We start from the raw sequence: 25,182 nt of genomic DNA, 5'->3' as shown, positions 1-25,182 counted from the left end.
ATGCGTTCCGAATCGTTATCACGCTGACCTCCATACTTAGTGGGACATCGGAGCGTTCCTCGTGCAATACGACCTTTTGTTTTGCTGCCTGACGTATGCGGCGTCAAGGCCACGACGAGATATTGTGCAGAGAGAGAACCAGACCACGCTCGTGCGCGCGAAGCTTAGTTGCAGGATCGGCGTGTGGGTCGGCAGCATACTTATGTCCATCTACGCGATTTCGAGCCGCGCACAGGCTCCGGCTCCCGATGCGTCGCCGGCCACCCTGGACACCGCTGTCCAGCAGGTCGTGCTCGGCATCGTCAGCTTCACGCACTGGCCGCAGCCGCGTACGCCGGTGCGTTTGTGCACGGTCGGCAACACGCGGTTCTCGCTCGACGGCATCGACAAACTCGCCGCGCCGCCCGGGCCGGCCATCGCGACCCGCAAAACAACGGCTGACGATCCGGCGCTGGGCACCGCATGCGATGCGCTGTACATTGGCGCGTTGTCCGATGCGGACCGCCGCCGGGTCGACGCGAAGCGGGCCGGCCATGCCCTTCTCACGATTGCCGAAAGCGACAGTACCTGCACGCTCGGTGCGATGTTTTGCCTCTCGACCGATGCAAATCGCGTGACGTTCGATATGAACCTCGATAGCGTGGCGCGCAGCGGCGTCCGCGTGAGCCCGAAAGTGCTGGAACTCGCGCGCAAACGGAGCACGCCATGAAGCGCATCGTCCGGCGCCTTGTCGGATCCCGCGGCCATGTGCGCGCGCGAAACGCCGTCATGCGACGCCCTTCGCTCGAGCGCTTGTTGCGCCAAACCTACGTGCGCCTCGCATTTTCCGCAGTCTCGCTCGCGGCCGTGTGCCTCGTGCTGGTCTCGTGGACCGTGCTGCGCGCCTATGCGAACGACAATCTGATGCTGCTCGCGCGCTCGATCGCGTACACGGTCGAGGCCGCCGTCGTGTTCGACGACGCGCCCGCCGCGGAAGATGCGATTGCGCAGATCGCGGGCAACGAAGATATCTCCGAAGTCCGTGTGATCGATAGCCACGGTGCGACGTTTGCGTTCTGGGAGCGGCCGGGCGACGGGCCGCTGGCGCGCAGCGTGCACCGCATTGCGGACCTTGCGCTGCCCGGCGGCGCGGTCGTACCGGTGATGCATAACGGCATGGTGATCGCGAAGATTCGCGTGCGCGGGCGTGGGCATCAGTTCGCGATCTTTCTGATCGGCGGCATCGGCGGCGTGCTCGCGTGCCTGGCCATTATCGTCGGCGCGGGCACGCTGATCGCGCGGCACATGCATCGCGACATCGTCGAACCGCTGCGCGCGCTAGCCGAAGTGGCGCACGCGGTGCGTCGCGACCGCGCTTTCGATCGCCGCGTGGCCGCGACGCCGATCATGGAACTGCAGGAACTCGGCAACGACTTCAATGCATTGCTCGACGAATTCGAGGGCTGGCAACAGTCGCTGCGCGAGCAGAATGCAACGCTTAGTCACCAGGCGAATCACGATCCGCTGACCGGCTTGCCGAACCGCGCGCACTTCGAGGCGCGACTCGAACAGACGATCCGCGACGCGCGCGCATTGGGCACGGCCGTCGGCGTGCTGTACATCGACAGCGACCGCTTCAAGGAAATCAACGACACATTGGGTCACGACGCCGGCGACGCGGTACTCGTCACGATTGCTTCGCGCCTGCGCGCAACGCTGCGCAAGCACGATCTGGTCGCGCGCCTCGGCGGGGACGAATTCGCAGCCCTGTTGCCGGGCCTCGACGACGAAGACGACGCGATCGTCATTGCGCAGGCCTTAAGCGAATCGATGCTCGAGCCGATAACCTTACCAGGCGGACATCGAATCGCCACATCGGTAAGCATCGGCATCGCGATGTTTCCTTCGCATGCGGACGATGTCGCAAGCTTGCTGCGCAGCGCCGATATCGCGATGTACGCCGCCAAGCGCACCGGCGAACAGGCATGGCAGATGGCGCGTTGACGCTACGTCTATAAAGCGGCAAGCCGGCGCGCACCCTGGACGTTGCGCTGGACGAACGGCGCAACGGTTGGTCACACACGCAAAATGGGGATTGAAGTGGAATGCTCGGCTGGAACAACAAGAAATGAAAGCAGGACGCTCAAGATTCGGTATTTGCGGCATTTTCCGGCGCTTGTCGCAGCGAGCTTCCTGTCGATGCTCATGCTGCTGGCCGGATGCCAGAGCACACCGCCCAGACACGGGTTGACCGCGGCGCAGATCGCGGCACTCAAGCAAGCCGGCTTTCACGAAACCGACGAGGGTTGGGAGTTTGGCATCAATGACAAGGTTCTGTTCGCGACCGACAGATTCGAGCTTCAGCCGGCCGCCCAGGACGTCATCACACGGGTCGCGTCGACGTTGCTCAAGGTTGGCATTTCGACAGTGCGCGTCTACGGTTACACCGATTCGACAGGCAGCGATGCGCATAACGAATTGTTGTCCGAGCAACGAGCGAAGGCGGTCGCCGACGAGCTCGTCGTCGCCGGTATGGCGCGAAATGGACTGACGCCGGTCGGCGCGGGCAAATCGCATCCGGTCGCCGACAACGGTACTGCCGAAGGCCGCGCACAGAACCGCCGCGTGGCGATCGTTATTTCGACACATTAGAGCGCGATGGTCCGAGGCGCTCGGTCAATGCGGATGGGCGCGACATGCAGGCATCGGCGTCGACCCGAGCGCCGCATATAAACCGCGCTACTGCGCAGACGGCGACGGCGCATCTTCTCCATCCGCCGTTTTCGCGCCAACGAGATCCGCGCATGCCTGATCGCGCCAGCGCATCGCCGTCACGCGGCTATGACTATCGAACCGGATCTGGAACTGACAGACCATCGTCTGATCGCCATTGCGAAGATGCAGCAGATAGTTCCATTCGCGCACGTGGAACACCGCTTCGTTGAAATGCGGCGGCCCGATCAGCTGATCGACCTGGCTCTTCGTTTGACCCGGTGCGACCATGCGCAGATTGTCCATATTCGGAAACGAGCCGTCTTTGGTCCATGCCCGGTCCGGATCGGGAAACGAACCGTCCGGCGGCGGATAAAAGAGGCAGCCCGAAAGGCCAGGTACGCTAGCGAGCGTGACGGTAGTCGCCAATATCGATTTGATCTTCATGTTTCGTTTGAGCCTTGAATTTGGGCGTTGAATTTGGGCGTTGAATTTGGGCGTTGAATTCGGACGTTGAGTTCGGGCGCTTGAGGCGTAAAGCGCGTCGTCGGGGACAGGCAGGCCTGCACGGTATTCACTCGCGAGGTCTGCCCGGCAACTGCGACGAAGCACAATGAATCGCGCCTGCCGCTACCACTGGTATCCGGCAGCCACCGCACCGCCATAGGTGCCGCGACTATTGGTGGACACCGCCGCCTTATAGATCCAGTGATTGTTCTCCGAGATGGTCGAGACGCCGAGCGCCTGGCCCGTTTGTCCGCGATAGACGCTGCCGCCGAGCGACACCATGCTCATGCCCGGCCCAGACGGCTGCGGCAGAGCGGCGATCGCCATTGCAGCGGCAGTCCCGCCATCCGCATCGCGCCGGTCGGTGTCGATCTGATTGCGCAGGCCAGCGATCTGGTTGTCCGTGTAGCCGTTCGCCTGTTGCAGCGTCTGGTTGAGCTGCTGCACGTTGACGGCATCGGTAGGCGCGGTGCCCGCCGCCACGTTGACCACCTGCCGCGCGTTCGTCGCACTGCCCACCGACACGACATCGTTGCGGCCGCCGTCGCTGCTGTTGCTGCCGATCGCGACCGACCCGTTACCCGATGACGTCGCACCGGTACCGACCGCCGTCGAATTGCTGCCGCTCGATTGCGAGTTGTTGCCGACCGCCGTGCTGCCCGCCCCGGTTGCGGACGAACCCGTTCCGCCGGCAGAAGAGTTCGAACCCGTCGAGGAAGGGCCCGTCGATGCGCCGCTGCCCGCCGGGTTCGTCGAGAAGCCGCCACCGCCGCCCGTGCTGTTATTGTTGCTGATGAGCTGCGTGAGCTGATTGGCGACCGCATCGAGCTGCGAGACATTGACGGCATCGGTGCCCGCCTTGCCTGCCGCTAATCCGGTGATTTGCCGGTTACCGACGTTGACTTCGCCGACCGACGATTGCGGCGCGCTCAAACCATACGCAATGTAGTTCGTCAACGCGCCGACCGTCGTCTGCGAGCCGGCGCCGATCGCGACGCTGTTCGCGAAGGACGCGGTCGCGCCCGCGCCGAGTGCGACCGCGTCGACGGCGCTGCTGCTCGAGCCCGAGCCGATCGCAATGCCGCCTACGTTCGTTACGCTCGAATTCGCGCCTTGCGCGATCGATTCGGCCGCGTTCGCATTCGCACCGCTGCCCACCGCGATCGCATCGACCTGACCCGAGTTCGCCTGCTCGCCGATCGCCACGCCGCCCGGCGCGAGTTGCTGCACGGTCGCGCCGTTGCCGATTCCGACGCCGCTGTCGCCATTGACCACCGTCTGCGGACCGACCGCAACCGACTCCGCGCCGACGGCCAGCGAATCGGCCGCGGCCGAGTTCGCATGGAAGTACTTCTGCGTGGTCGTCGCAAACGACGAGAGCGAATTGGCCAGCTGTTCGACCGTCACCGCGTCGTGCTGGGACGTACCGTCAGCGACATTCGTGAGTTGCCGGAACGTGTTGCTGGCCGCGCTGCCGAACGAAACCGCGCCGAGCAGCGTGCCGTTGGCCGTGTTGAACGGCACGGCCGATGTGCCGATCGTGATACTGCCGATGCCGGGCGCGATCGCGCGATCCGACACGGAGCCCGAACCAATGGCCACGCCGCCGGCGACCGAGACATTCGACTGGGCGCCCAGCGCAAGCGAGTTGTCCGCCTGCGACTGCGCGCCATTGCCCGCAGCGAGGCTGCTCGCCCCGGCCGATACGGCGGCCGGGCCGATTGCGACGCTGTTCGCGCCTTGCGCCTGGCTATCCGCGAGCGCGGAATTCGCGTGGAAGTACTTGATGCCCACGCCGTTATTTACGATGTCGTTGACTTCGTTCGAAACGTTCGCGACGTTCTGGTTTGTCGCGAAGAGCTGCGAACCGTTGACGGCATCGGTACTCGTCGCGTTGACTGCACCATCGGCCACGTTGGTGATGTTATTCGGGCCGGTGCCTGCGTGACTTGCGCTGAACGCGCCTGCGCCGCCGTTTGCCGTCGCATCCCACAACAGTGCATCCTGCGTCACCTGGTTGACCTGCGAACTGACAGCCTGCAACTGGCTCACGTTGACGGCATCCGTCGCCGCCGCGCCCGCGGCCACGTTCGTGACGCGGCGTTCCGCGCCCGCGGAGCCGACCGACACTTCGCCAACCGGCGTTGCTCCGGCTATCGTGCCGGTTCCGGGATTGAATGCGGCAAGCGCCAGATTCGCAGTGGTAGTCGAGTTGGCGCCGAGCGCCACCGAGTTGGCCGCGCTGACCGTTGCGCCGGTGCCGATCGCCACGCCGTCCGTGGCGCCGGCCTGGACCGACGAGGTTCTGCCGAGCGCCGTTCCGCCATCGGCGCCGGCAGTCGCCTGAAAACCTTCGGCGAGCGATTCCACACCGGCGGACGTGGCGTTCGTGCCGACCGCAATCGAGCGCACACCGGAAGCCGTCGCGGCGGCGCCGACCGCCACCGCATTGCCGACGCTGGCATTAGCCGAGTTGCCAAGCGCCGTCGCATTGATCGCGGCATTGGCCGCGACGCCGATCGCCGTGCCGTTGGTACCGCTCGCCGTAGCGGTGCGGCCGATTGCGATGGCGCTGCCCGCGCTGGCGTTGGCGGTGTCGCCCAGCGCAATTGCACCATCGAGCGTGGCGGTCGCACCGACACCTTGCGCAATGGAATTGTTTCCGCTTGCCTCGGCGCTTACTCCCACGGCAATCGCGCCCTGTGCCGTCGCGCCATCGTTGTTGAAGTTCGCGCCCTGCGTACCGCCATCGTTGATGCTTATGTAGTGGTGCGCGTCAGCCGCGATCGTGTTGCTGAGGTTGGTCACGGCCGTGTTCGTCGCGAACAGTTGCGAACCGTTCACGGCATCGGTCGAAGCGGCCGAGAGCACGCCCGCGCCGACATTCTGGATCTGCCGCTCGGCGCCTGCGCCGCCCACCGACACCACGCTGGTCCCGGCGGTCCCGGCCGCCGGCGTCGCGCTGCCGGCAATCACGAACGCGCCCGTGTGCGAAGCCGCCGTCTGCGAGCCCGAGCCCAGCGCCACGTCGCCGGCCGCGGCCGTGGCGTTCGCGCCGTCGCCGATCGCGACGTTGCCGGCCTGGCCCGTCGCGCCTGCGATGGACGTGTTGCCGAGCGCGACGGAGCCCTGCCCGACCGCGATGTTGCTATTACCGATGGCAACCGCGCCATTGGCTTCATTGGCCGCAGTCGCCGTGGCTGACCCGTCCGCATTCGCAATGTTGTTCGCACCGCCAGTGAACGCGCCATTGCCGCTGGCGAAGCTCGGATCGCCGAGTGCGACCGCTCCGTTCCCGAAAGCGCTGTTCAACGTGCCGATCGCCAGCGCGCCGTCGCCGGTGGCGGTGCTGGTCCGCCCGATCGCGACCGCGCCGCCGGCGGCCGTCGCGGCATTGGCCAGATTCCCGAAGCCCAGCGAAACGTTCGTGCCGTTCGCACCGGTCTGTGCCGCATCGCCGATCGCGACGGAGGTGGCGCCGCCGGTGACGGCGTTGAAGCCGATCGCGATCGCGTTCGACTGGGCTGCAACGGCGTTGGAGCCGATGGCGATCGTCCGGGCGGCAGTCGCTTGCGCCGGATTGCCAAGCGGGCCGCCGCCGCCGCTGCCGATGGCGATCGCATCGCCGCTCGACGCCACCGCACCCGGCGAGCCCGCCGGCCCTGAACCGATCGCCACCGTGTAACCGTTGTTCGCGGACGCCGCCTGGCCGATCGCGATGCTGTTCTGGAACAGGGCGGAAGCATTGCTCCCCACTGCAATCGAACCGAATGAGCTGGTAGCCGCCGACGCGCCGAGCGCGACCTGGCTCGAGCCGTTGTCCCGATTCGCCGCGCCATTGCCGATCGCCACGCTATTGACGCCGAGTGACGCCGCCGCCGGCCCGATCGCAATCGCGTTCACGCCGGTCGCGCCGTCATTGGCGAAGTTCGCGCTCTGCGTACCGCCGTCGTTGACGCTCAGGTAGTGGAGCGCGTCAGCCGCGACGGTGTTGCCGAGGTTGGTCACCGCCGCGTTGGTCGCGAACAGTTGCGAGCCGTTCACGGCATCGGTCGACGCAGCGGATAGCACGCCTGCGCCGACATTCTGAATCTGCCGCTCGGCACCCGCGCTGCCTACCGACACCACGCTGGTCCCAGCGGTGCCCGCCGCCGGCGTCGCGCTGCCGGCGATCACGAACGCGCCCGTGTGCGAAGCCGCCGTCTGCGAGCCCGTGCCTAGCGCCACGTCGCCGGCCGCGGCGGTCGCGTTCGCGCCGTCGCCGATCGCGACGTTGCCGGCCTGGCCCGCCACGCCGGCGATCGACGTATTGCCGAGCGCGACCGAACCTTGCCCTACCGCGACGTTGCTGTTGCCGATAGCGACCGCGCCGTTGGCTGCATTCGCGGCAGTCGCGGTTGCCGTGCCGTCGCTATTGGCGATGTTATTCGCGCCGCCGGCGAACGCGCCCGTGCCGCTGACGAAGTTCGGATCGCCGATTGCGACCGCGCCGTTGCCTACCGCGGTATTCGCCACGCCGATCGAGACCGCCGAGCCACCGGATGCCGATGCGCTCTGCCCGATCGCGACTGCGGTAGCCGACCCTGCAACGGCCCTGTCGCCAACCGCGACGCTCGAAGTGCCCGTGGCGCGGGCGTCGATGCCGACCGCCGTCGAATTGTCCGCTGACGCGGTCGCGCCCGGCCCGAGCGCGGAGGCCGAAACGCCTGTCGAACTCGCGAGATTCCCGAGCGCCACGCCGAACTGCTGGGTCGCCACCGACGACACGCCGAACGCGATCGACGACACGCCGCTCGCGGCGCTGCTCAGGCCGAGCGCGACTGCCTGATCGGCAGCGGCAAGCGAAGCTTCGCCGAACGCGATCGATGCATTGCCCGTGGCCTGGGTGCCCGAACCGGGAACGCCGGCCGTGCCGCCGACACCGATGGCAATGGCGCCCGTGTTGCTCGCGCCGCTGTTGACGCCGATCGCGACCGCCGACGGGCCATTCGACACCGCGCCGCTGCCGAGCGCGACGCCGGCGTCGGCGCCGGCGCGCACCTGCGACTGATTGCCGATCGCGACCGACCCGAGCCCCGCGGCCGACGCCTGAAAGCCCAAGGCCGCCGCCTGGGCCTGCGAAGCGCTCGCGGACTGGCCAATCGCAACGGCAGCCGTGCCGGAACTCTGCGCGGTCGTGCCGATCGCGATCGCATTGGCCGTGTTGGCCGCCGACGCGCCGTCGCCCTCGGCAATCGACGAAGTTCCGGCAGCGCTCGAGCCTGCCCCGATGGCGATCGCGCGAATCGCCGACGCATTGGGCGCGGCGGCCGCAACGGGCGCCGCCGCGCCGCCCTCGGCGGTCGAATCGGCACTACCGAGTGCAACGGACCCTGCGCCCGACGCCTGCGCCGCCGCACCCAATGCCGTCGCGCCTGCGCCGGCCGCCTTTGCGGCTTGACCTAGTGCCGAACTCTGCGCACCGGTCGCGACGGTCTGCCGGCCTATTGCAACGGAGTTGGTGCCCGTGGAAGTCGCGGCGTCTCCGACAGCCACGCCGAAGTTGTTGGCCGTCGCACCGCTGCCCGCCCCGATCGCGATCGAAAACGAACCGCATGTCGCGGCGCCGGAGGCGCCGCTTCCCGTCGCCGTACTTGTGCCGATCGCGTCCAGCTGAACGCATGTCCCCGCGAACACGGCCGGCGAAACTGCGACACAGCCGCACACGACCAGCCAGCGGACCAGCGGCAGCCGCCGCATCCGGTCGACGCCTGCGGATGTCGGGCGCCTACCGCGTTTCGCAGCAAGAGATATATCGACGGAAGGGTTTCCTGTCCTCGCATCAGATAGACCGGACGCGCTCGACGCAACCCCGCCTTTGTCCTTGCCCAACGCGCAGTCATGTTCGGACACCGCAATAAAAGCGCCAAGCGCTTTGTTGTAGATAGTGCGACACACCTTGTTCATGTTGTTCCCTCTTCACCGGACAGAAAGTCGACTTCAGCGCCAGCGATACGTCGAGACGCTGCGCGCCTGCGAACGGCAACAGATGTCCACAATCGATACGACCACCAGCGCGCCGCACGACGCTCGATCGGCTTCGCTTGCAGATCGCGCGGACGTGACGAATCGCCACGTAAAGCGCTACGCGGTCTGCTCTCCGGTTTCCCGTTGTTGCCGATGGTCGTCCGATACTGGATTAGCCAGTGGACATTGACCCGTCTCGTTTTCAGATAATCGTTATTTGCATTCCTGCTTGCAGGTCGATACGGCATCTCATTCAGTTGCCGGACCACCACCTGATTTCAATCAGCGAATTGACTTCTTTAAATCGTCAGGCCGAGCGCAGCCTTTCCATTTGGCGCGAAATGGCCAAATGAAGTATTCAGGCGACAACGCTACTGACAGGGATGCAATAGCCGGGCGATTTATCCGGCCGGAGAAAACTTATGAAGGACCATCGTGGCGCGAGATGCGTGCGAACACGATTTGTGGAGGCAATAGCCGATCGGGGGAACCGTCTGGCTGTTCTGCTGGATGCTCTTCGATCCCCGGCGCACTTCGAGTGCTCATGGTTACCGTTTCCTCTTCAGGCCGTCTTTGCGCAGCCATTAGACGTCGACATGCACGTTGCACGACGGCGCGCGTGACACGCCCGTGCAACAGCGCTCTCTTTCGGAAACAACCCCGAGCACGTCTGCTAAATGCCTGCACAACCATCCTGTAGGCGGTCGCGACTGCCGGCATAGCGCTTGTAACGAAGGCAGGATTCAGTGCTCGCTGGAACTGTCGCATAAGCAAAGTTGTTTGTCTACAGACAGTTTTTTATAAATCAAGGCGAAAACAGGATAAATGATACAGAGTAATACCGGTCATTTTTTCCCATGATCTTTATGAACCGTTTCGCTAAAGGTCAGGTGAAATGTCACATTAATTTGACACACATAACAAACTGAAAGGATAGCAATAAGGTGCATCCTTTCTTCAATACCTCGCCATACCTCGCGTTCATATATCGAATAAATCTTAAGAATCGTCGCGCAATGCATTTGGGAGTGTCCCTTTCCATAGAAGGAACGATTCGACCCGGATCTGGCGACGATGTGCCACGTGTTAAAAGTCTGGACCACTGAATTCAACGACATCCGACGGAGAACAACGACGATGGGCATACCGCTACACCTCTGGCTTACCGATGACGGCGACGCGCCGGTCCGCGGCAACAGCGAAGTATCGGAACGCGAAGGAAGCATCGAAGTCCTGAGCGTGACGCATGACGCAGATGCACCGGTCGATCAGCAGACCGGCAGGCTCATGGGTCTTCACTCGCACCGGCCGCTGTCGATCGAGAAGGAAATAGATCGCTCCTCGCCGCTGCACTCTCAAGCCATCGTGCGTGGGTAGACGCTCGCTGGCGCCGTTCTCAGGTGGTACGGGACCACTGAAGCAGGCCACGAGGAGAACCACTTCACGATGTCGATTCAGGCGCACGTATGGGATGCTCTATGACCTGATCGCATCAGCCAATACCGGCACGACCGATCGATCGAAATGGTTCATGCTCCGGAATGAGCGGACGGGCGACACGACCTATATCGACGGCGTCAGGCGCGGCGCTTTCCGTCTGCACGCAGCGGGCTCCCGAGGAGTCGGCGAAGGCTTTCCGTCGCACCGATCCGACGTCATGTTGCGATTACCGCGCGTTACATCAAATCTGCGTCTTTCTCATCGGACCAGTTAAAGTGTTGGGTCACGCCAATCCAGAACGGACCGATAGCAAATCGTAAGGTGTACGAGTCGTACATCACGTGATCCTATGCATGTGCGTTCAGGCCGGCACCCTATTCGAAAGCTCGTTTTAATTCTCGATCCTGACCGGACGGGGCGCTCGTTTGGAACGGGGAAACCAATCGATGAGAAGGTGTATGCAGCATAGCTATTCGCCCGGCGGCGGCCAATGCAATAGGGCACCCGCGCCGCGGCTCGGCCAGCGGTCCCAGCCGTGGTCACGGTTACGGTTACCGTGCAGCAGGTCACGCTCGAAAACAATACGCGCGAGGTAGCGATGAATGCTGTAACGACCCCGCAACAGAAACCGCGGCGCCGCGGCCTGCTCGTTATTGCCGTCATCGTGATCGTGCTGATCGCCCTCGCGGTGCTGCACGTGCTGCGCGGCAAGAAACCGGCGCGCGCGGCGACGCCGCAAGTCGTAACGGTCGCAACGGCCACCGTGGGCTCGATGCCGGAAACGCTGAGCGCGCTCGGCACGATTACGCCGATCGCAACTGTCACCGTACTGCCGCAATTGAGCGGCTATCTGACCGCCGTCGGCTATCGCGAAGGCCAGGACGTCGAAAAAGGCCAGTTCCTTGCGCAGATCGACCCGCGCCAGTTCGAGATCAGCAAGCAGCAGGCTCAGGCGCAGCTCGCGAAAGACAAGGCGTCGCTGGCCCAGGCCCGTGCCGATCTCGCGCGCTTCACGCAACTGAACGAGCACAAGTCGATCGCCGAGCAGACTTACGTCGACCAGCAGTTCCTCGTGCAGCAGGACGAAGCCGCCGTCAAGGCGGACCTCGCGAACATCGCGCAATTCGATCTCGACCTCATCTACTGCCATATCACCGCGCCGATCTCGGGCCGCATCGGCCTGCGGCTCATCGATCCGGGCAACTACGTCACCGCGTCGAGCCAGCCCGGCATCGCCGTGATTACGCAGATGAAACCGACCACCGTCGAATTCACCGTGCCGCAAAACTCGCTGGAACACGTGCTGCGCCGCTTCAATACCGGCGCGAAGCTGCCCGTCACCGTCTACAGCAGCGACAACTCGAAGAAGCTCGCGACGGGCGAGCTCTACACGATCAACAACCAGATGGCGACCGCGACCGGCACCGTCACGCTGCGCGCGAGCCTGCCGAACGACGACGAGGCGCTCTTCCCCAACGAATTCGTCAACGTGACGCTGCTCGTCGATACGCTGCAGAACGCGGTGCTCGTGCCTACGCCTGCGGTGCAAACCGGCGCGCCCGGCGACTATGTCTATGTCGTGAACGCCAACAACACCGTGTCGGTGCGCAAGGTCACGATCGGGCCGACCAACGGTGCGTACACCGCCATCGCTTCGGGACTGGCGACGGGCCAGCGCGTCGTAACCGACGGGCTCGACCGATTGTCCGACGGCGCGCATATCACGCCGGCAGCCGCGCGTGCAGCACCGGCAAGCGGCGCGAGCGCGGCACCGGCTGCATCGGATGCGAACGCGCAAGCGCAGGATTCGTGAGGTGCCGATGCGTGACCGACCCGCGCCCGGCGAACGACCGGCAAGCACCGTAGACGCCGACCATAAGCCGCTCATCCCGCGCCGATGAATTTCTCCCGCCTGTTTATCCTGAGACCGGTAGCGACATCGCTGCTCATGATCGCGCTCGTGCTCGTCGGTCTCGTCGCGATGAAGTTCCTGCCGGTCTCGTCGCTGCCGTCCGTGGACTATCCGACGATCCAGGTGCAGACCTTCTATCCCGGCGCGAGTCCGCACGTGATGGCGACCACGGTGACCGCGCCGCTCGAAGTGCAGCTCGGCCAGATACCGGGCCTGCAGCAGATGATCTCGTACAGCTCCGAGGGCGCCTCGATCATCACGCTGCAGTTCGACCTTTCGCTGAACCTCGACGTCGCGCAGCAGAACGTGCAGCAGGCGATCAACGCGGCCAACAGCTTCCTGCCCGCTGGCCTGCCCGCGCCGCCCACGTACGCAAAGGTCAATCCCGCCGACCAGCCGATCCTCACGCTCGCGGTCACGTCGAAGTCGATGTCGCTCACGCAGTTGCAGGACGTTGCGAACAACCGGCTCGCGACGAAGATTTCCGAAGTGCCGGGCGTCGGCCTCGTCGCCACCGCGGGCGGCAATGTGCCGGCCGTGCGCGTCGAAGCCGATCCGCAGAAACTCGCGGGGTACGGCCTCAATATCGACGACCTGCGCACGCTGCTCGCGAACATCAACGTGAGCCAGCCGAAAGGCAACTTCGACGGCCCCGAGCTCGACTACACGATCAACGGCAACGATCAGATCGTCGACCCCGAAGACTATTTGAACTCGGTGATCGCGTATCAGAACGGCGCGCCCGTGTATCTGCGCGATGTCGCGCGCGCGAGCCAGGCGCCGCAGGACGTCGAGCGCGGCGCGTGGTTCAACGGAACGCCGGCGATCGTGATCAACGTGCAGCGCCAGCCCGGCGCGAACGTGATCCGCACCGTGAACCAGATCATGCAGCAGTTGCCGAAACTCGAATCGACGCTGCCGGCCGGCATGAAAGTGACGGTGGTGGCGGACAGCACCGGCGTGATCCGCTCGTCGGTGCGCGACGCGGCGTTCGAGCTGATTCTCGCGATCGTGCTCGTCGTCGCCGTGATTTTCGTGTTCCTGCGCAACGTGCCCGCGACCATCATCCCGAGCATCTCGGTGCCGGTCTCGTTGATCGGCACGCTCGCGGTGATGTACCAGCTCAACTACTCGATCGACAATCTGTCGCTGATGGCGCTGATCATCGCCACCGGCTTCGTCGTCGACGACTCGATCGTGATGATCGAGAATATCGTCCGGTATCTCGAAGAAGGGATGGGACCGCTCGAAGCGGCATTGAAGGGCGCCGGACAAATCGGCTTTACGATTCTGTCGCTGACGGTATCGCTGATCGCGGTGCTGATTCCGCTGCTGTTTATGGGCGGCGTGATCGGCCGGCTCTTCAGCGAATTCGCCATTACGCTCGCCGTGACCATCGTACTGTCGGCTGTCGTCTCGCTGACGGTCGTGCCGATGATGTGCGCGCGCATTCTGCGCGCCCAGGCCGAACGTCACCCGAGCCGCTTCGAGCGCATCAGCGAAGGGCTTTTCGACAAAACGCTTGCCGCATACGAACGCGGCCTGCGCTGGGTGCTCGATCATCAGACGCTGACGCTGTTCGTCGCGCTCGGCACCGTAGCGCTGACGCTGATCCTCTACATCGCGATTCCCAAGGGTCTGTTCCCGGTGCAGGACGTCGGCGTATTGCAAGGCATCAGCGTGTCCGACAACTCGGTGTCGTATCCGGCGATGGTCAAAAGGCAAAACGACCTTGCGCAAGCGATCCTCAAGGATCCGGACGTCGTGTCGCTGACCTCGTACGTGGGCATCGACGGCACCAACACGACGCTGAACAACGGGCGCTTTCTGATCAACCTGCGCCCACGCGACGACCGGTCGCTGACGGCCGAGGAAATCGGCCGCCGCATCCAGCAGGAAGCGGAAAAGGTGCCGGGCATCCGGCTCTATCTGCAGCCCGAGCAGGACCTCACGCTCGACACGACGGTGACGAAGAACCAGTACAACTTCGTGCTGCGCGGCCCGAACCAGCAGGCGTTCCAGCAATACGTGCCGGCGCTGATCGATCGCATGAAGAAAATTCCGTCGATCACCGACGTCGCAAGCGACCTCAACGTGGACGGCCTCGGTATTTACGTCGACGTGAACCGCCAGCTTGCGGCGCGCTACGGCATCACCGCCGCGACGATCGACAACGCGCTTTACGATGCACTGGGTCAGCGCATCGTCTCGACCATCTTCCAGCAGTCGGACCAGTACCGCGTCATTCTCGTGGCAAAGCCCGAAGCGATGGCGGACGTGCAGGCGCTCGGCAACCTCTATCTGCCGAGTCAGACCGGCAGCAGCGGCCAGGTGCAGCTCTCCGGCATCGCGAAGCTGCGCATCGTGCGTACGCCGCTCGTGGTGAGCCACCTCGCGCAGTTCCCGTCGGTGACGGTCTCGTTCAATCTCGCGAGAGACGCGTCGCTGAGCGCCGCCGTGCGCGCGATTCGCGACGCGGAGCGTGCGGTCCATCTGCCGCCGTCGATCACATCGACGTTCCAGGGCGCGGCGCAAGCGTTCGAAGATTCGCTGTCGAGCGAGGTGTATCTGCTGATTGCCGCGCTCGCGGCCGTGTATATCGTGCTCGGCGTGCTGTACGAAAGCTATATCCACCCGGTCACGATTCTGTCGACGCTGCCGTCGGCCGGTATCGGCGCGCTGCTCGCGCTGATGATCGCGGGCAGCGACCTCGACGTGATCGGCATTATCGGCATCGTGCTGCTGATCGGCATCGTGAAGAAGAACGCGATCATGATGGTCGACTTCGCGCTCGAAGCGGAGCGCGTGCATGGCAAATCGCCGCGTGAAGCGATTTCCGAAGCGTCGCTGCTGCGCTTCCGCCCGATCCTGATGACCACGCTCGCCGCCATGCTGGGCGCCCTGCCGATGCTGCTCGGCACCGGCTCCGAACTGCGCCGCCCGCTCGGCCTCGCGATCATCGGCGGCCTGATGTTGAGCCAGGTGCTGACGCTCTTCACGACACCCGTCATCTATCTGTTCTTCGACCGGCTCGCGCAGCGTTTCTCGCGCAAGCGCCGTGAGCGCGATGAAAACGGCGCGCAGCGGAGCACGCCGTGAACATCCCGGCGCTGTTTATCCGGCGGCCCGTCGCGACCAGCCTGCTGGCAGTTGCGATTCTGCTGGCGGGTTTTCTCGCGTATTTCCGGCTGCCGGTCGCACCGCTGCCCAATGTCGCGTATCCGGTAATCGTCGTTCAGGCGCAAATGGCCGGCGCAAGCCCCGAAACGATGGCTTCGACAGTCGCCGAACCGCTCGAGCGTCGGCTCGGCACGATCGCCGATGTCGCCGAACTGACGTCGATGAGTTATGTCGGCACGTCGATGATCGTCGTCGTGTTCGGCCTGAATCGCGATATCAACGGCGCCGCGCGCGATGTCGAAGCGGCGATCCAGGCCGCGCGCGCCGATCTGCCGACCACCTTGCGCGCGAATCCGACTTATCGGCAATACAACCCCGCGAGCGCGCCGGTCATGGTGCTCGCGCTCACGTCGGACACGCTGACCAAAGCGCAACTTTACGATTCCGCCGATTCGGTCATTCAACAGCAGTTGTCGCAAGTGGATGGCGTCGGCCAGATCACGCTCGGCGGCGGCGCCCTGCCGTCGGTGCGCGTCGAACTGCAACCGGGCAAGCTCAATAGCTACGGCATCGGCCTCGAGGACGTGCGCGCCGCCATCGGCGCGGCCAATGCGGATAGCGCGAAAGGCCATATCGACCAGAACGGCCAGCGCTTCGAGGTCCTGTCGAACGACCAGATCAGCAACGCAGCGCCGTATCGCGACATCGTGATCGCTTACCGGCAAGGCGCGCCCGTATTCTTACGCGACGTCGCGAGCGTGATCGACTCGAACGAGAACATCCGCAATGCAGGCCTTTATAACGGCAAATCCGCGGTGCTCGTGATCGTCTATCCGCTACCGGGCAGCAACGTGGTGAAGACGGTCAGTCAGATCCAGGCACGGCTGCCCGCCATCGAAGCGGCGATGCCGAGTTCGATTCACGTCAATGTCGCGATCGACCGCTCGGAATCGGTGCGCGCCTCGACGGCCGATACTGAGCGCACACTGTTTATCGCGGTGCTGCTCGTGGTCGGCGTGGTGTTTATCTTCCTGCTGTCGCCGCGCGCGACGCTGATTCCCGCGGTCGCGCTGCCGCTTTCGATTGTCGGCACGTTCGGCCCGATGTATCTGCTCGGCTACAGCATCGACAATCTGTCGCTGATGGCCCTGACGATCGGCACCGGCTTCGTGGTCGACGATGCGGTGGTCGTGCTCGAAAATGTCGTGCGCCATATCGAAGCAGGGCTCGACCCGAAGGAAGCGGCGATACGCGGCGCCGGCGAAGTCGGCTTCACCGTCATATCGATGAGCCTGTCGCTGATCGCCGTATTTTTGCCGATTCTGCTGATGCCGGGCATCGTCGGCCTGCTGTTCCATGAGTTCGCCGTGACGTTGTCGATCGCGATCCTGCTGTCGCTCGTGATCTCGCTGACGATCACGCCCACGATGTGCGCGTATGTACTGAAGCGCGAACGGGCCGGCCCTGCGAATTCGCATGGGGCACGCGTCGCGCGCTGGATCGACAACGGCTTTGCGCGTTTCCGCGACGCGTATAGCCGCTCGCTCGACCGTGCGCTCGATCACGCGCTGCTGATCGGCCTGTCGCTGATCGCGCTGCTCGTCGCCAACGTGTTCCTGTTTCGCTTTCTGTCCGCGACGTTCTTTCCCGAGCAGGACACCGGCATTCTGATCGGGCAGATCATCGCGGACCAGAGCATCTCGTTCAACGCGATGCAAAAGAAGCTCGCGCAACTGCAGGCCATCGTGCAAAAGGACCCGGCCGTGCAATCGGTGGCCGGCTTCACCGGTGGGCGCGCGCTGAACACGGCCAACGTGTTTATCGAACTGAAGCCGATCTCGCAGCGGCATCTATCGGCAGCGCAAGTGGTGAACCGGCTGCGGCCGAAGCTCAATGCCGTGTCCGGCGCGCAACTGTTCCTGCAGGCGCAGCAGGACTTGCGCATCGGCGGACGGCAATCGGCGGCCGAATACCAGTACACGCTGACGAGCGACGACGCCGATGCGCTGTTCAAATGGGTGCCGAAGCTCGTCGCCGCGCTCGGCAAGCACCGCAGTCAGATCGTCGACGTCAATTCGGATCTGCAGCAAAACGGCCTGCAGGCGTATGTGCAGGTGAACCGCAGCACCGCGATGCGTTACGGCTTCGTCGCGAACCAGATCGACAACGTGCTTTACGACGCATTTGGGCAGCGCACGGTATCGACGATCTTCAACCCGCTCAATCAGTACTTTGTCGTGATGGAGGTGGCGCCTGAGTACTGGCAGTATCCGCAGTCGTTGAACGGCATCTATATGAGCACCGCCGCCGGCAACGCGAGCGGCACGCAGCAGACGCAAATGCAGGGCGCCACCGTAAGCGGCGTGACGCAACCGGTCGTGATTGCTGCTGCGGCTAGCGCGGTTGCGGCAACCAATGCGCTCAATTCGAATGCCCAGGCGAACGCGCAGACCAACAGCATCGCCAACAGCAAGGGAGGGAGCTCCACCGGCAGCGCCGATAGTACGGCGGCCGAAACGATGGTGCCGCTTTCGGCAATGATCAAATGGACCAGCAGCCATACCGCAACCCAGATCAACCATCAGAGCGGTCTCGTGGCCGGCACGATTTCGTTCAACCTGCCGGCCGGCGGATCGCTGAGCGCGGCCGATGCGGCGATCGAACAGGCGTCGCGCGACATCGGCATACCCGCGTCCGTGCATGGCGCCTTCGCGGGCGCCGCGCAGGCGTATGCGCAGTCGATGGGCACCATACCACTGCTTATTCTCGCCGCCCTGCTCGTCGTGTATATCGTGCTTGGCGTGCTGTACGAAAACACGATCCACCCGCTGACCATTCTTTCGACCTTACCGTCCGCCGGCATCGGCGCAACGCTTGCGCTGCTGATTTTCGGCACGCCGTTTTCGGTGATCGCGCTGATCGGCATTATTCTGCTGATCGGTATCGTGAAGAAGAACGGCATCATGATGGTCGACGTAGCGATTCAGTTGCAGCGCAACGAGAAAATGGATGCGCGTGCGGCCATTCACGAGGCCGCCGTCGTGCGTCTGCGGCCGATTATGATGACGACCGCGGCGGCCGTGCTGGGCGCGCTGCCGCTGGCGATCGGCATCGGCCAGGGCGCGTCGCTGCGGCAGCCGCTCGGCGTCACGGTGATGGGCGGCCTGCTGCTGAGCCAGGTGTTCACTCTATATACGACGCCCGTGATTTACCTCTATCTCGACCGCGTGCGTTCGAAGGTAGCGCGCTGGTCCGCGCGGCTGCCGTGGAACCGCCGGTCTCCCACCATCACCGATACCCCGGACGCACCGGATACGGGCGCGCAATGATGAACATGAACCGCACGCTACTCGCGCTCTCGCTCGTCGCGTTGACGAGCGGCTGCATGGTCGGTCCCGACTACCGGAAGCCACAGGTTGCCGTGCCGGCGACATGGTCCGAATTGCCGGGCTGGACGCAGGCGCAACCGACCGCGGCCGAAGGTCCGAAAGGCGACTGGTGGACCGCTTTCAACGATCCGCTGCTCAACGAACTCGAACCGCAGGTCGCGGTATCGAACCAGACCGTACGCCAGAGCTACGCGAACTATCAGCAGGCGGTCGCCGAAGTGCGCATCGCGCGCGCGGGGCTTTTCCCGGCACTCGCCGCGCAGGGCTCGCTTACCCGCGAGCGCAGTCCGACCAGCACGTTCGGCAGTTCGTCGTTCCTGCCGCAAGCTGGTGGCGCGCGGATCAACAACGGCGGTTCGCTCGAAGGCAGCGCGAGCTGGGACCTCGATCTATGGGGCCAGGTGCGCCGCACGATCGAACAGAATTCCGCAACCGCGCAGGCGAGCGAAGCGACACTTGCGAATGCAACACTATCGGAGCAGATTGCGCTCGCTAATGCAGTCATCGATATTCGCATTACCGATGCGAATATCGACCTGCTCACGCAAACCGTCGAAGCATTCAGCGAATTTCTGCGCGTGGTCAGCGAACAGGATCGCGCGGGCACCGTGCCGCCATCGAATCTCGTGCAGGCGCGCACGCAGCTTGAAAACGCGCAGGCGAACCTGATTGCACTTGGCGTATCGCGTGCGCAGTTTCAGCACGCGATTGCCGTGCTGGTCGGCAAGAACCCCGGAGAGCTGGTCATTCCGCACAGCACCGCGCTGCCCACGCTGCCCGACATCCCCGCGGGCGTGCCGTCGACCATACTTCAGCGGCGACCCGATATCGCGACGGCGGAACGTCAGATGGCGGCCGCCAACGCATCGATCGGCGTGGCGATCGCCGCGTACTATCCGGACATTTCGCTGTCCGCGCTCGATGGCTTCACGCAATCGCCGTTAAACGGCTTGCTGCATATCAGCAACTACGTGTGGTCGCTTGGCGCGAACGCGAGCGAGACGATCTTCGACGGCGGCCTGCGCAGCGGACAGGTGGCCGCCGCGCGGGCGGGCTACGATGCGGCGGTCGCGAACTATCGCGGCACCGTGCTGACTGCGTTCGAAGATGTCGAAAACGACCTCTCCGGTTTGCGCATTCTCGCGGACCAGGCGCAGGCGCTCGATGCCGCCGTGCGAGACGCGATCCGCGGCACCGAGATCGCGCAAAACGAATACCAGGCCGGTACCGTCGACTACACCACGGTCGCCACCGCACAAACGACGCAACTCAACGATCAGCAGACCGCATTGAGCGTGCAGCAGCAGAGATTGCTCGATGCGGCGGCGCTGATCGGCGATCTGGGCGGCGGATGGTCGGGCGTGTTGCATGATCCGCTGCATCCGCAGGAAACGTTGCCGCCGGCTAGCGCGAGCGCGGCGGCGCATCAATAGCCCCGCCGCCGCGGCCCCATATCTGAAAAACACACGAAGCGATCGGCGGCATCGCGTGCTGGCGCAATCTTCAACCGTCACACTCCGGCGCGCGCAATCTCCTCGATCGCGCGGCTTCGGGCAGCAAAGCTCTGCGCCGAGCGTTGCTTCACGAGTTCGACCACTTCGCGCGGCGCGGTTTGCGGATCGCCCGCATTGAATGGCGGCGCCGGCGCATATTCGAGTTCGAGCTGGATCGCGTGCGCTTCCTTAAGCCCCGCGAGTTCCGCAGCCAGCGTCAAGCCGAAGTCGATGCCGGCGGTCACGCCTCCGCCCGTCATCAGATTGCCGTCACGCACGACCCGGCCTTGCGTCGGAATCGCGCCGAGCGGTTCGAGCAGCGCATGAAATCCCCAGTGCGTCGTGGCGCGCCGCCCGCGCAGCAGCCCAGCCGCGCCGAGCAGCAACGCGCCCGTGCAGACCGACGTGACATAGCGCGCGAGCGCCGCCTGCTTCTGAACGAACGCAATAGTCCGCGCATCCTGCAGAAGCGGTGTCACACCGGTTCCGCCGGGAACGCAGATCACGTCGAGCGGCGGACAATCGTCGTACGTGACGCTGGGCGTCAGCACGAGCCCGTTGCTCGATACCACCGGTTCGCGCGTCTTCCAGATCAGATGCGTCGCAGCGCCGGGCACCGACGCGAGCACTTCGTGCGGGCCCGTCAGATCGAGTTGCTGGACTTGCGGAAACACCAGAAAGCCGATTTGCAGCGTCATGGAATACCTCGTGAAATGTTGGAACAATGCGCACCCGCGAGCAGGAACCTGCGAGGTGGACATAACGATTCTATGCAGGTAGTCTTTGGCAAAATTGCCATTTAACCCACGGTTTCTGCCAACCATGTCCACAACCGTGTCCAGTCAAGCCCGCTCCGTTCTGCTGCTCGCGTTTGCGAAGGTGCAACTGCTCGACGTCTGCGGGCCGCTGCAGGTATTCGCATCCGCGAACGAACTCGCGGCGCAACGCGGACTCGCCGTGCCTTATGCCCCTCGCGTCGTCGCGGCCGAACGTGGCCCGATCACGTCGTCGTCGGGCGTCGCGCTGATGGCCGATTCGATACGCACTGTCAAAGGCGAGGTCCATACGCTGGTCATTCCGGGTGGCCGCGGCGTGATCGCGGCCTCGGAAGATACGCGCCTGATCCGGTGGACTCAACGGCAAGCGGCACGTTCCACGCGTATTGCGTCGGTATGTTCGGGCGCGTTTCTGCTTGCCGAGGCCGGCTTGCTCGATGGGCGTCGCGTCGTCACGCATTGGGCGCGCTGCGACGAGCTTGCGCAGCGTTATCCGCAACTGCGCGTCGAGCCCGATCCGATCTTTATCCGCGACGGCGATATCTGGACCTCGGCCGGCGTCACGGCCGGCATCGACCTTGCGCTCGCGCTCGTCGAAGAAGACCACGGACGTTCGATGGCGCTCGACGTCGCGCGCGAACTCGTCGTGTTTCTGAAGCGGCCGGGCGGCCAGTCGCAGTTCAGCGCGATGCTGTCGATGCAAAGAGCCGATGACCGCTTCGGCGAATTGCATGCGTGGATGACATCGCATATCGCGTCGGATCTTTCCGTGCCGCTGCTCGCGAAGCGCCTGCATATGAGCGAGCGCAGCTTTATGCGCCACTACAAGGCGGAGACGGGCCGCACGCCTGCGCGAACGGTCGAACAGCTTCGCGTCGAAGCAGCGCAGCGCATGCTCGGCGAAACGTCGTGGCCCGCGAAGCGGATCGCCACGCGCTGCGGATTCGGCAGTGAAGAGACGATGCGGCGCAGTTTTATTCGTCTATTGGGGGTCACGCCGCAGGTGTATCGCGAGCGATTTTCCTGAAGCGGCACAGCCGCCGCGCTTGCTCGTTTTGTTCCGCCTGCTCCCGTTTGCTTCGTTTGCGCGCACGGTCAGCGCGGTGCGTCATCGGCGAGCCGAAACACGCGCACCGCGTCTTCGAGCGAGCGCGCCTGTTCGCGCATGCTGGCCGCCGCAGCCGCGGCCTCTTCGACCAGCGCGACATTCTGTTGCGTCATTTCGTCCATCTGAACGATCGCACGGTTCACTTCGCTGATACCCGAGCTTTGTTCGTTGCTGGCCCGCGTAATCTCATTCATCAGACTCACGACATTTTCGACAGCCGTGACAATCTCGCTCATATTGCGGCCGGCCTCGTCGACGAGCGCGCCGCCCGCATCGACACTGCCGACCGAATCGCCGATCAGCGCCTTGATTTCCTTCGCCGCGGCCGCGCTGCGCTGCGCGAGGCCGCGCACCTCGCCGGCGACCACCGCAAAGCCGCGCCCTTCTTCACCGGCGCGCGCGGCTTCGACGGCCGCGTTCAACGCAAGGATATTGGTTTGAAACGCGATGCCGTCGATTACGCTAATGATGTCGACGATCTTCTTCGAACTGCCGCGAATCAGCGACATCGTATTGACAACTTCGCCGACCACTTCGCCGCCTTTCACCGCAAGACCCGACACCGACGCCACATGCTCGTTTGCATTCGACGCATGTTCGGCATTCGTGCGGACCATCGACGTCAAATGGCTGATCGCCGAAGCGGTCTCTTCGAGCGAACCAGCCTGCGCTTCGGTACGCGCGGACAGATCGGCGTTGCCGGCCGCGATTTCGCGCGCGGCGAGCGCGATCGTGTCGGACGCGCGCCGCACATTGCCGACCACCGACGCCAAACCGACGCTGATGCCGTTGATCGCCTGCATCAACTGGCCGAGATCGTCGCGCCTGCTGACATGCACCTGCGCGGTGAGGTCGCCGCCCGCCAGTTTTTCAGCGGCGGCCTTCGCTTCGAGCAGTTGCACGCCAAGGCCGCGCCGCATCGCGACATACACGAGCACGCTGACCAGCAGTGCGCCGATAAGCGCAAAGCCCTCCATGGCACCGGCTTGCGACAGGTTCCACGCGTGCAACGCGTCGTTTGCAGCATCCGCAAGCATCGACGCACGCACGAGCCACCCATAGCCCGACAGAACGACCGTAGCCGCAACGAACGTCAGCAAAGCGAGCCTGGCGCTCGTCGATAATGTCCAGACCTTGCTGACATCGAAGCCGACATACAGCGCGCCGATCAGGTGCCCCGCGCTATTGACGATGGGCTCGTACCGCGTCATGTACTGCTTGCCGAATAAGGTCGCGTAACCGGTATAGGATTGCCCGCCAAGCAGCAGCCGGTAAGCAGGATGCGAACGATCGAGCACGGTACCCACGGCTCGCTCGCCGCTTTGCAATTTGACGGACGTCGTTACGCGCACGAGGTCGTCGCCTCGCGCGACGAAAAGCGTAGCCGTCGACCCGGTATTCGACGTAAAACGGTCGACGTCGCTGAAATTCAGATTCAGCACCGTGTTGCCGTTCAGCAGCCTCGGCGTAATGGTGCCGCGAATATCGATGCCGTCCGATTCGTCGCGTGAAAATGCAGCAGGGAAATATCCAGCGAGCATGCGCGCATGGCGGCTCACCTGGATTTTGAGCGGTAGCAGTGGGTTCATCGTTTTTTTATCGAGGGCTGTTGTTTGGGTTATAAAACCAAAATAAATCAGACTCCTTCGCGGCGAATATTAGACAGAATATCGCGTCAATTGGCAATTGAGGCGAAACCCACTGCGCAATGGCAACGTACGGGCAAGTCCGATTACCGGGTAACTGCGGTATCCTTGCCCGATGCATAAATACGAAAGAAATCACACGCTCGGGCTGGCGCAGATTCATTTCGCCGTATTGCTGGCCGGCTGCGCCGGCCTTTTCGCCAAATTACTGACTGTCAGCGCCGCGCAATTGACGGCCGGCAGGACTGTATTCGGCAGCCTCGCGCTGCTGCTGTTCGCGTGGGTCGCCAGAAAAAGCCTCCGGCTCGCCACGCTTAAAGACGCGGCGGCACTGGCACTTTCCGGCGTCATCCTCGCACTGCACTGGTTCAGTTTTTTCCACTCCATTCAGATCTCGACAGTCGCAATCGGCCTGCTTTCGTTTTCGACTTTTCCGCTATTCACGACTTTTCTCGAGCCTCTCGTATTCGGCGAACGAATCCGGCGCGACGACATCATGACGGCGCTGGTCGTAACGGTGGGTTTGGTGCTCGTCACACCGAGCCTCGATTTCGGCAATCACCTGACGCAAGGCGTACTGTGGGGAATACTCTCCGCTTTGGCTTATGCGGTGCTGGCGTTGTTGAGCCGCCAATACACGGCGCGCTATCCGTCGGCCTGCGTGTCGTTCTATCAGCAGGCCGTGGCCGCGATATGCATCGTGCCTTTCGCGCTGCAGGCGCAAAACCCGATATCGGGAAGCGACTGGCTTTATCTGATCGTGCTTGGCGTCGTCTTTACGGCGCTCGGGCAAGGTCTCGTCATTGCGAGCCTCAAGCATCTCAACGCGCAAACGACGAGCGTCGTGTTCGGCCTCGAGCCCGTGTACGGCATCGCGCTGGCATGGCTGCTGATCGGCGAGACGCCTGCTTTGAGGACCGCGCTCGGTGGCGTGCTGATATGCGGCGCGGTCGTGCTTGCATCGTTGAGACGGCGCCAATGAAACGGTGCCTGCGCGGCGGCGCAGATCGACGCGATGATGTCGGGTCCGCTGCTCAGAGCCGATGAAGAGACTATGATTGGCGGTTTCTTCCGTTGAAGCTGACGACATCGGC

Annotated in this window: 14 protein-coding genes and 1 pseudogene; 10 read left to right on the top strand and 5 right to left on the bottom strand. The window is 63.9% G+C overall.

What is annotated here, in order from left to right; genetic code table 11:
• The first annotated feature begins 202 nt into the window (after nucleotides 1-202).
• The 3 genes from QYH69_RS13455 (at nucleotide 203) to QYH69_RS13445 (ending at nucleotide 2,631) form a co-directional block, all read left to right on the top strand.
• Entirely contained in the window at nucleotides 203-709 is a 507-nt protein-coding gene (locus tag QYH69_RS13455) for a YfiR family protein (protein WP_308832348.1), read from the top strand.
• A 59-nt stretch (nucleotides 710-768) separates the two neighbouring features.
• Nucleotides 769-1,983, top strand: coding sequence for a diguanylate cyclase domain-containing protein (locus QYH69_RS13450; protein WP_308832347.1), 1,215 nt, complete (start codon nucleotides 769-771; stop codon nucleotides 1,981-1,983).
• A gap of 153 nt (nucleotides 1,984-2,136) precedes the next feature.
• Nucleotides 2,137-2,631: an OmpA family protein gene (locus tag QYH69_RS13445; RefSeq protein ID WP_308832346.1), complete on the top strand. Its 495-nt coding sequence runs from the start codon at nucleotides 2,137-2,139 to the stop codon at nucleotides 2,629-2,631.
• 87 nt (nucleotides 2,632-2,718) lie between these two features.
• On the opposite strand, the gene QYH69_RS13440 is transcribed toward QYH69_RS13445, so the two are convergent.
• The 3 genes and pseudogenes from QYH69_RS13440 to QYH69_RS36090 form a co-directional block, all read right to left on the bottom strand.
• Nucleotides 2,719-3,138 carry an outer membrane protein assembly factor BamE gene (locus QYH69_RS13440; protein WP_308832345.1) on the bottom strand — a complete coding sequence of 140 codons (420 nt, stop codon included), beginning with the start codon at nucleotides 3,136-3,138 and terminating at the stop codon, nucleotides 2,719-2,721.
• 183 nt (nucleotides 3,139-3,321) lie between these two features.
• A complete protein-coding gene (locus QYH69_RS13435; protein WP_308832344.1) occupies nucleotides 3,322-8,937 on the bottom strand; it encodes a hypothetical protein in 5,616 nt (1,871 codons plus the stop codon).
• A 96-nt stretch (nucleotides 8,938-9,033) separates the two neighbouring features.
• Nucleotides 9,034-9,144: pseudogene (locus QYH69_RS36090) on the bottom strand (ESPR-type extended signal peptide-containing protein); the annotation flags it as partial.
• Between the two features lie 1,143 nt (nucleotides 9,145-10,287).
• Between QYH69_RS36090 and QYH69_RS13430 the strand changes: the two are divergent.
• The 5 genes from QYH69_RS13430 to QYH69_RS13410 all read left to right on the top strand — a co-directional run bounded on the left by QYH69_RS13430 (nucleotide 10,288) and on the right by QYH69_RS13410 (nucleotide 20,498).
• Nucleotides 10,288-10,581 (top strand): type VI secretion system tube protein Hcp, encoded by a 294-nt coding sequence (locus tag QYH69_RS13430; RefSeq protein ID WP_308832343.1) that lies wholly within the window; start codon nucleotides 10,288-10,290, stop codon nucleotides 10,579-10,581.
• Between the two features lie 661 nt (nucleotides 10,582-11,242).
• Nucleotides 11,243-12,457 carry an efflux RND transporter periplasmic adaptor subunit gene (locus QYH69_RS13425; protein WP_308832387.1) on the top strand — a complete coding sequence of 405 codons (1,215 nt, stop codon included), beginning with the start codon at nucleotides 11,243-11,245 and terminating at the stop codon, nucleotides 12,455-12,457.
• Between the two features lie 84 nt (nucleotides 12,458-12,541).
• A complete protein-coding gene (locus QYH69_RS13420; protein WP_308832342.1) occupies nucleotides 12,542-15,655 on the top strand; it encodes an efflux RND transporter permease subunit in 3,114 nt (1,037 codons plus the stop codon).
• Nucleotides 15,652-19,005 carry an efflux RND transporter permease subunit gene (locus QYH69_RS13415; RefSeq protein WP_308832341.1) on the top strand — a complete coding sequence of 1,118 codons (3,354 nt, stop codon included), beginning with the start codon at nucleotides 15,652-15,654 and terminating at the stop codon, nucleotides 19,003-19,005. The genes QYH69_RS13420 and QYH69_RS13415 overlap by 4 nt, the downstream gene beginning before the upstream one ends.
• A gap of 5 nt (nucleotides 19,006-19,010) precedes the next feature.
• Complete coding sequence (locus QYH69_RS13410; protein WP_374992403.1) at nucleotides 19,011-20,498, top strand: efflux transporter outer membrane subunit; 1,488 nt, start codon at nucleotides 19,011-19,013, stop codon at nucleotides 20,496-20,498.
• A gap of 77 nt (nucleotides 20,499-20,575) precedes the next feature.
• On the opposite strand, the gene QYH69_RS13405 is transcribed toward QYH69_RS13410, so the two are convergent.
• Nucleotides 20,576-21,256 carry a DJ-1/PfpI family protein gene (locus QYH69_RS13405; protein WP_308832340.1) on the bottom strand — a complete coding sequence of 227 codons (681 nt, stop codon included), beginning with the start codon at nucleotides 21,254-21,256 and terminating at the stop codon, nucleotides 20,576-20,578.
• A 124-nt stretch (nucleotides 21,257-21,380) separates the two neighbouring features.
• On the opposite strand from QYH69_RS13405, the gene QYH69_RS13400 reads away from it, so the two are divergent.
• Nucleotides 21,381-22,361 carry a GlxA family transcriptional regulator gene (locus QYH69_RS13400; RefSeq protein ID WP_308832339.1) on the top strand — a complete coding sequence of 327 codons (981 nt, stop codon included), beginning with the start codon at nucleotides 21,381-21,383 and terminating at the stop codon, nucleotides 22,359-22,361.
• Between the two features lie 68 nt (nucleotides 22,362-22,429).
• Here QYH69_RS13400 and QYH69_RS13395 read toward each other — a convergent pair whose 3' ends face one another.
• A complete protein-coding gene (locus QYH69_RS13395) occupies nucleotides 22,430-24,031 on the bottom strand; it encodes a methyl-accepting chemotaxis protein (protein WP_308832338.1) in 1,602 nt (533 codons plus the stop codon).
• Nucleotides 24,032-24,203: 172 nt separating this feature from the next.
• On the opposite strand from QYH69_RS13395, the gene QYH69_RS13390 reads away from it, so the two are divergent.
• Nucleotides 24,204-25,070 (top strand): DMT family transporter, encoded by an 867-nt coding sequence (locus QYH69_RS13390; protein ID WP_308832337.1) that lies wholly within the window; start codon nucleotides 24,204-24,206, stop codon nucleotides 25,068-25,070.
• Nucleotides 25,071-25,182 lie beyond the last annotated feature (112 nt).

Origin of the sequence: Paraburkholderia sp. SARCC-3016, assembly GCF_031119615.1 — a bacterium.
In the GTDB taxonomy this organism is placed as follows: Bacteria; Pseudomonadota; Gammaproteobacteria; order Burkholderiales; family Burkholderiaceae; genus Paraburkholderia.
The sequence above is the reverse complement of the archived record's forward strand: the minus strand, read 5'-3'. Positions and strand labels throughout refer to the sequence as shown.

What these genes read in the sequence shown, in the direction of transcription:
- QYH69_RS13455 (WP_308832348.1), top strand. Translation starts at nt 203, where the DNA reads ATGTCCATCTACGCGATTTCGAGCCGCGCACAGGCTCCGGCTCCCGAT.
- QYH69_RS13450 (WP_308832347.1), top strand. Translation starts at nt 769, where the DNA reads ATGCGACGCCCTTCGCTCGAGCGCTTGTTGCGCCAAACCTACGTGCGC.
- QYH69_RS13440 (WP_308832345.1), bottom strand. Translation starts at nt 3,138, where the DNA reads ATGAAGATCAAATCGATATTGGCGACTACCGTCACGCTCGCTAGCGTA.
- QYH69_RS13435 (WP_308832344.1), bottom strand. Translation starts at nt 8,937, where the DNA reads ATGCGGCGGCTGCCGCTGGTCCGCTGGCTGGTCGTGTGCGGCTGTGTC.
- QYH69_RS13425 (WP_308832387.1), top strand. Translation starts at nt 11,243, where the DNA reads ATGAATGCTGTAACGACCCCGCAACAGAAACCGCGGCGCCGCGGCCTG.
- QYH69_RS13420 (WP_308832342.1), top strand. Translation starts at nt 12,542, where the DNA reads ATGAATTTCTCCCGCCTGTTTATCCTGAGACCGGTAGCGACATCGCTG.
- QYH69_RS13410 (WP_374992403.1), top strand. Translation starts at nt 19,011, where the DNA reads ATGAACCGCACGCTACTCGCGCTCTCGCTCGTCGCGTTGACGAGCGGC.
- QYH69_RS13405 (WP_308832340.1), bottom strand. Translation starts at nt 21,256, where the DNA reads ATGACGCTGCAAATCGGCTTTCTGGTGTTTCCGCAAGTCCAGCAACTC.
- QYH69_RS13400 (WP_308832339.1), top strand. Translation starts at nt 21,381, where the DNA reads ATGTCCACAACCGTGTCCAGTCAAGCCCGCTCCGTTCTGCTGCTCGCG.
- QYH69_RS13395 (WP_308832338.1), bottom strand. Translation starts at nt 24,031, where the DNA reads ATGAACCCACTGCTACCGCTCAAAATCCAGGTGAGCCGCCATGCGCGC.
- QYH69_RS13390 (WP_308832337.1), top strand. Translation starts at nt 24,204, where the DNA reads ATGCATAAATACGAAAGAAATCACACGCTCGGGCTGGCGCAGATTCAT.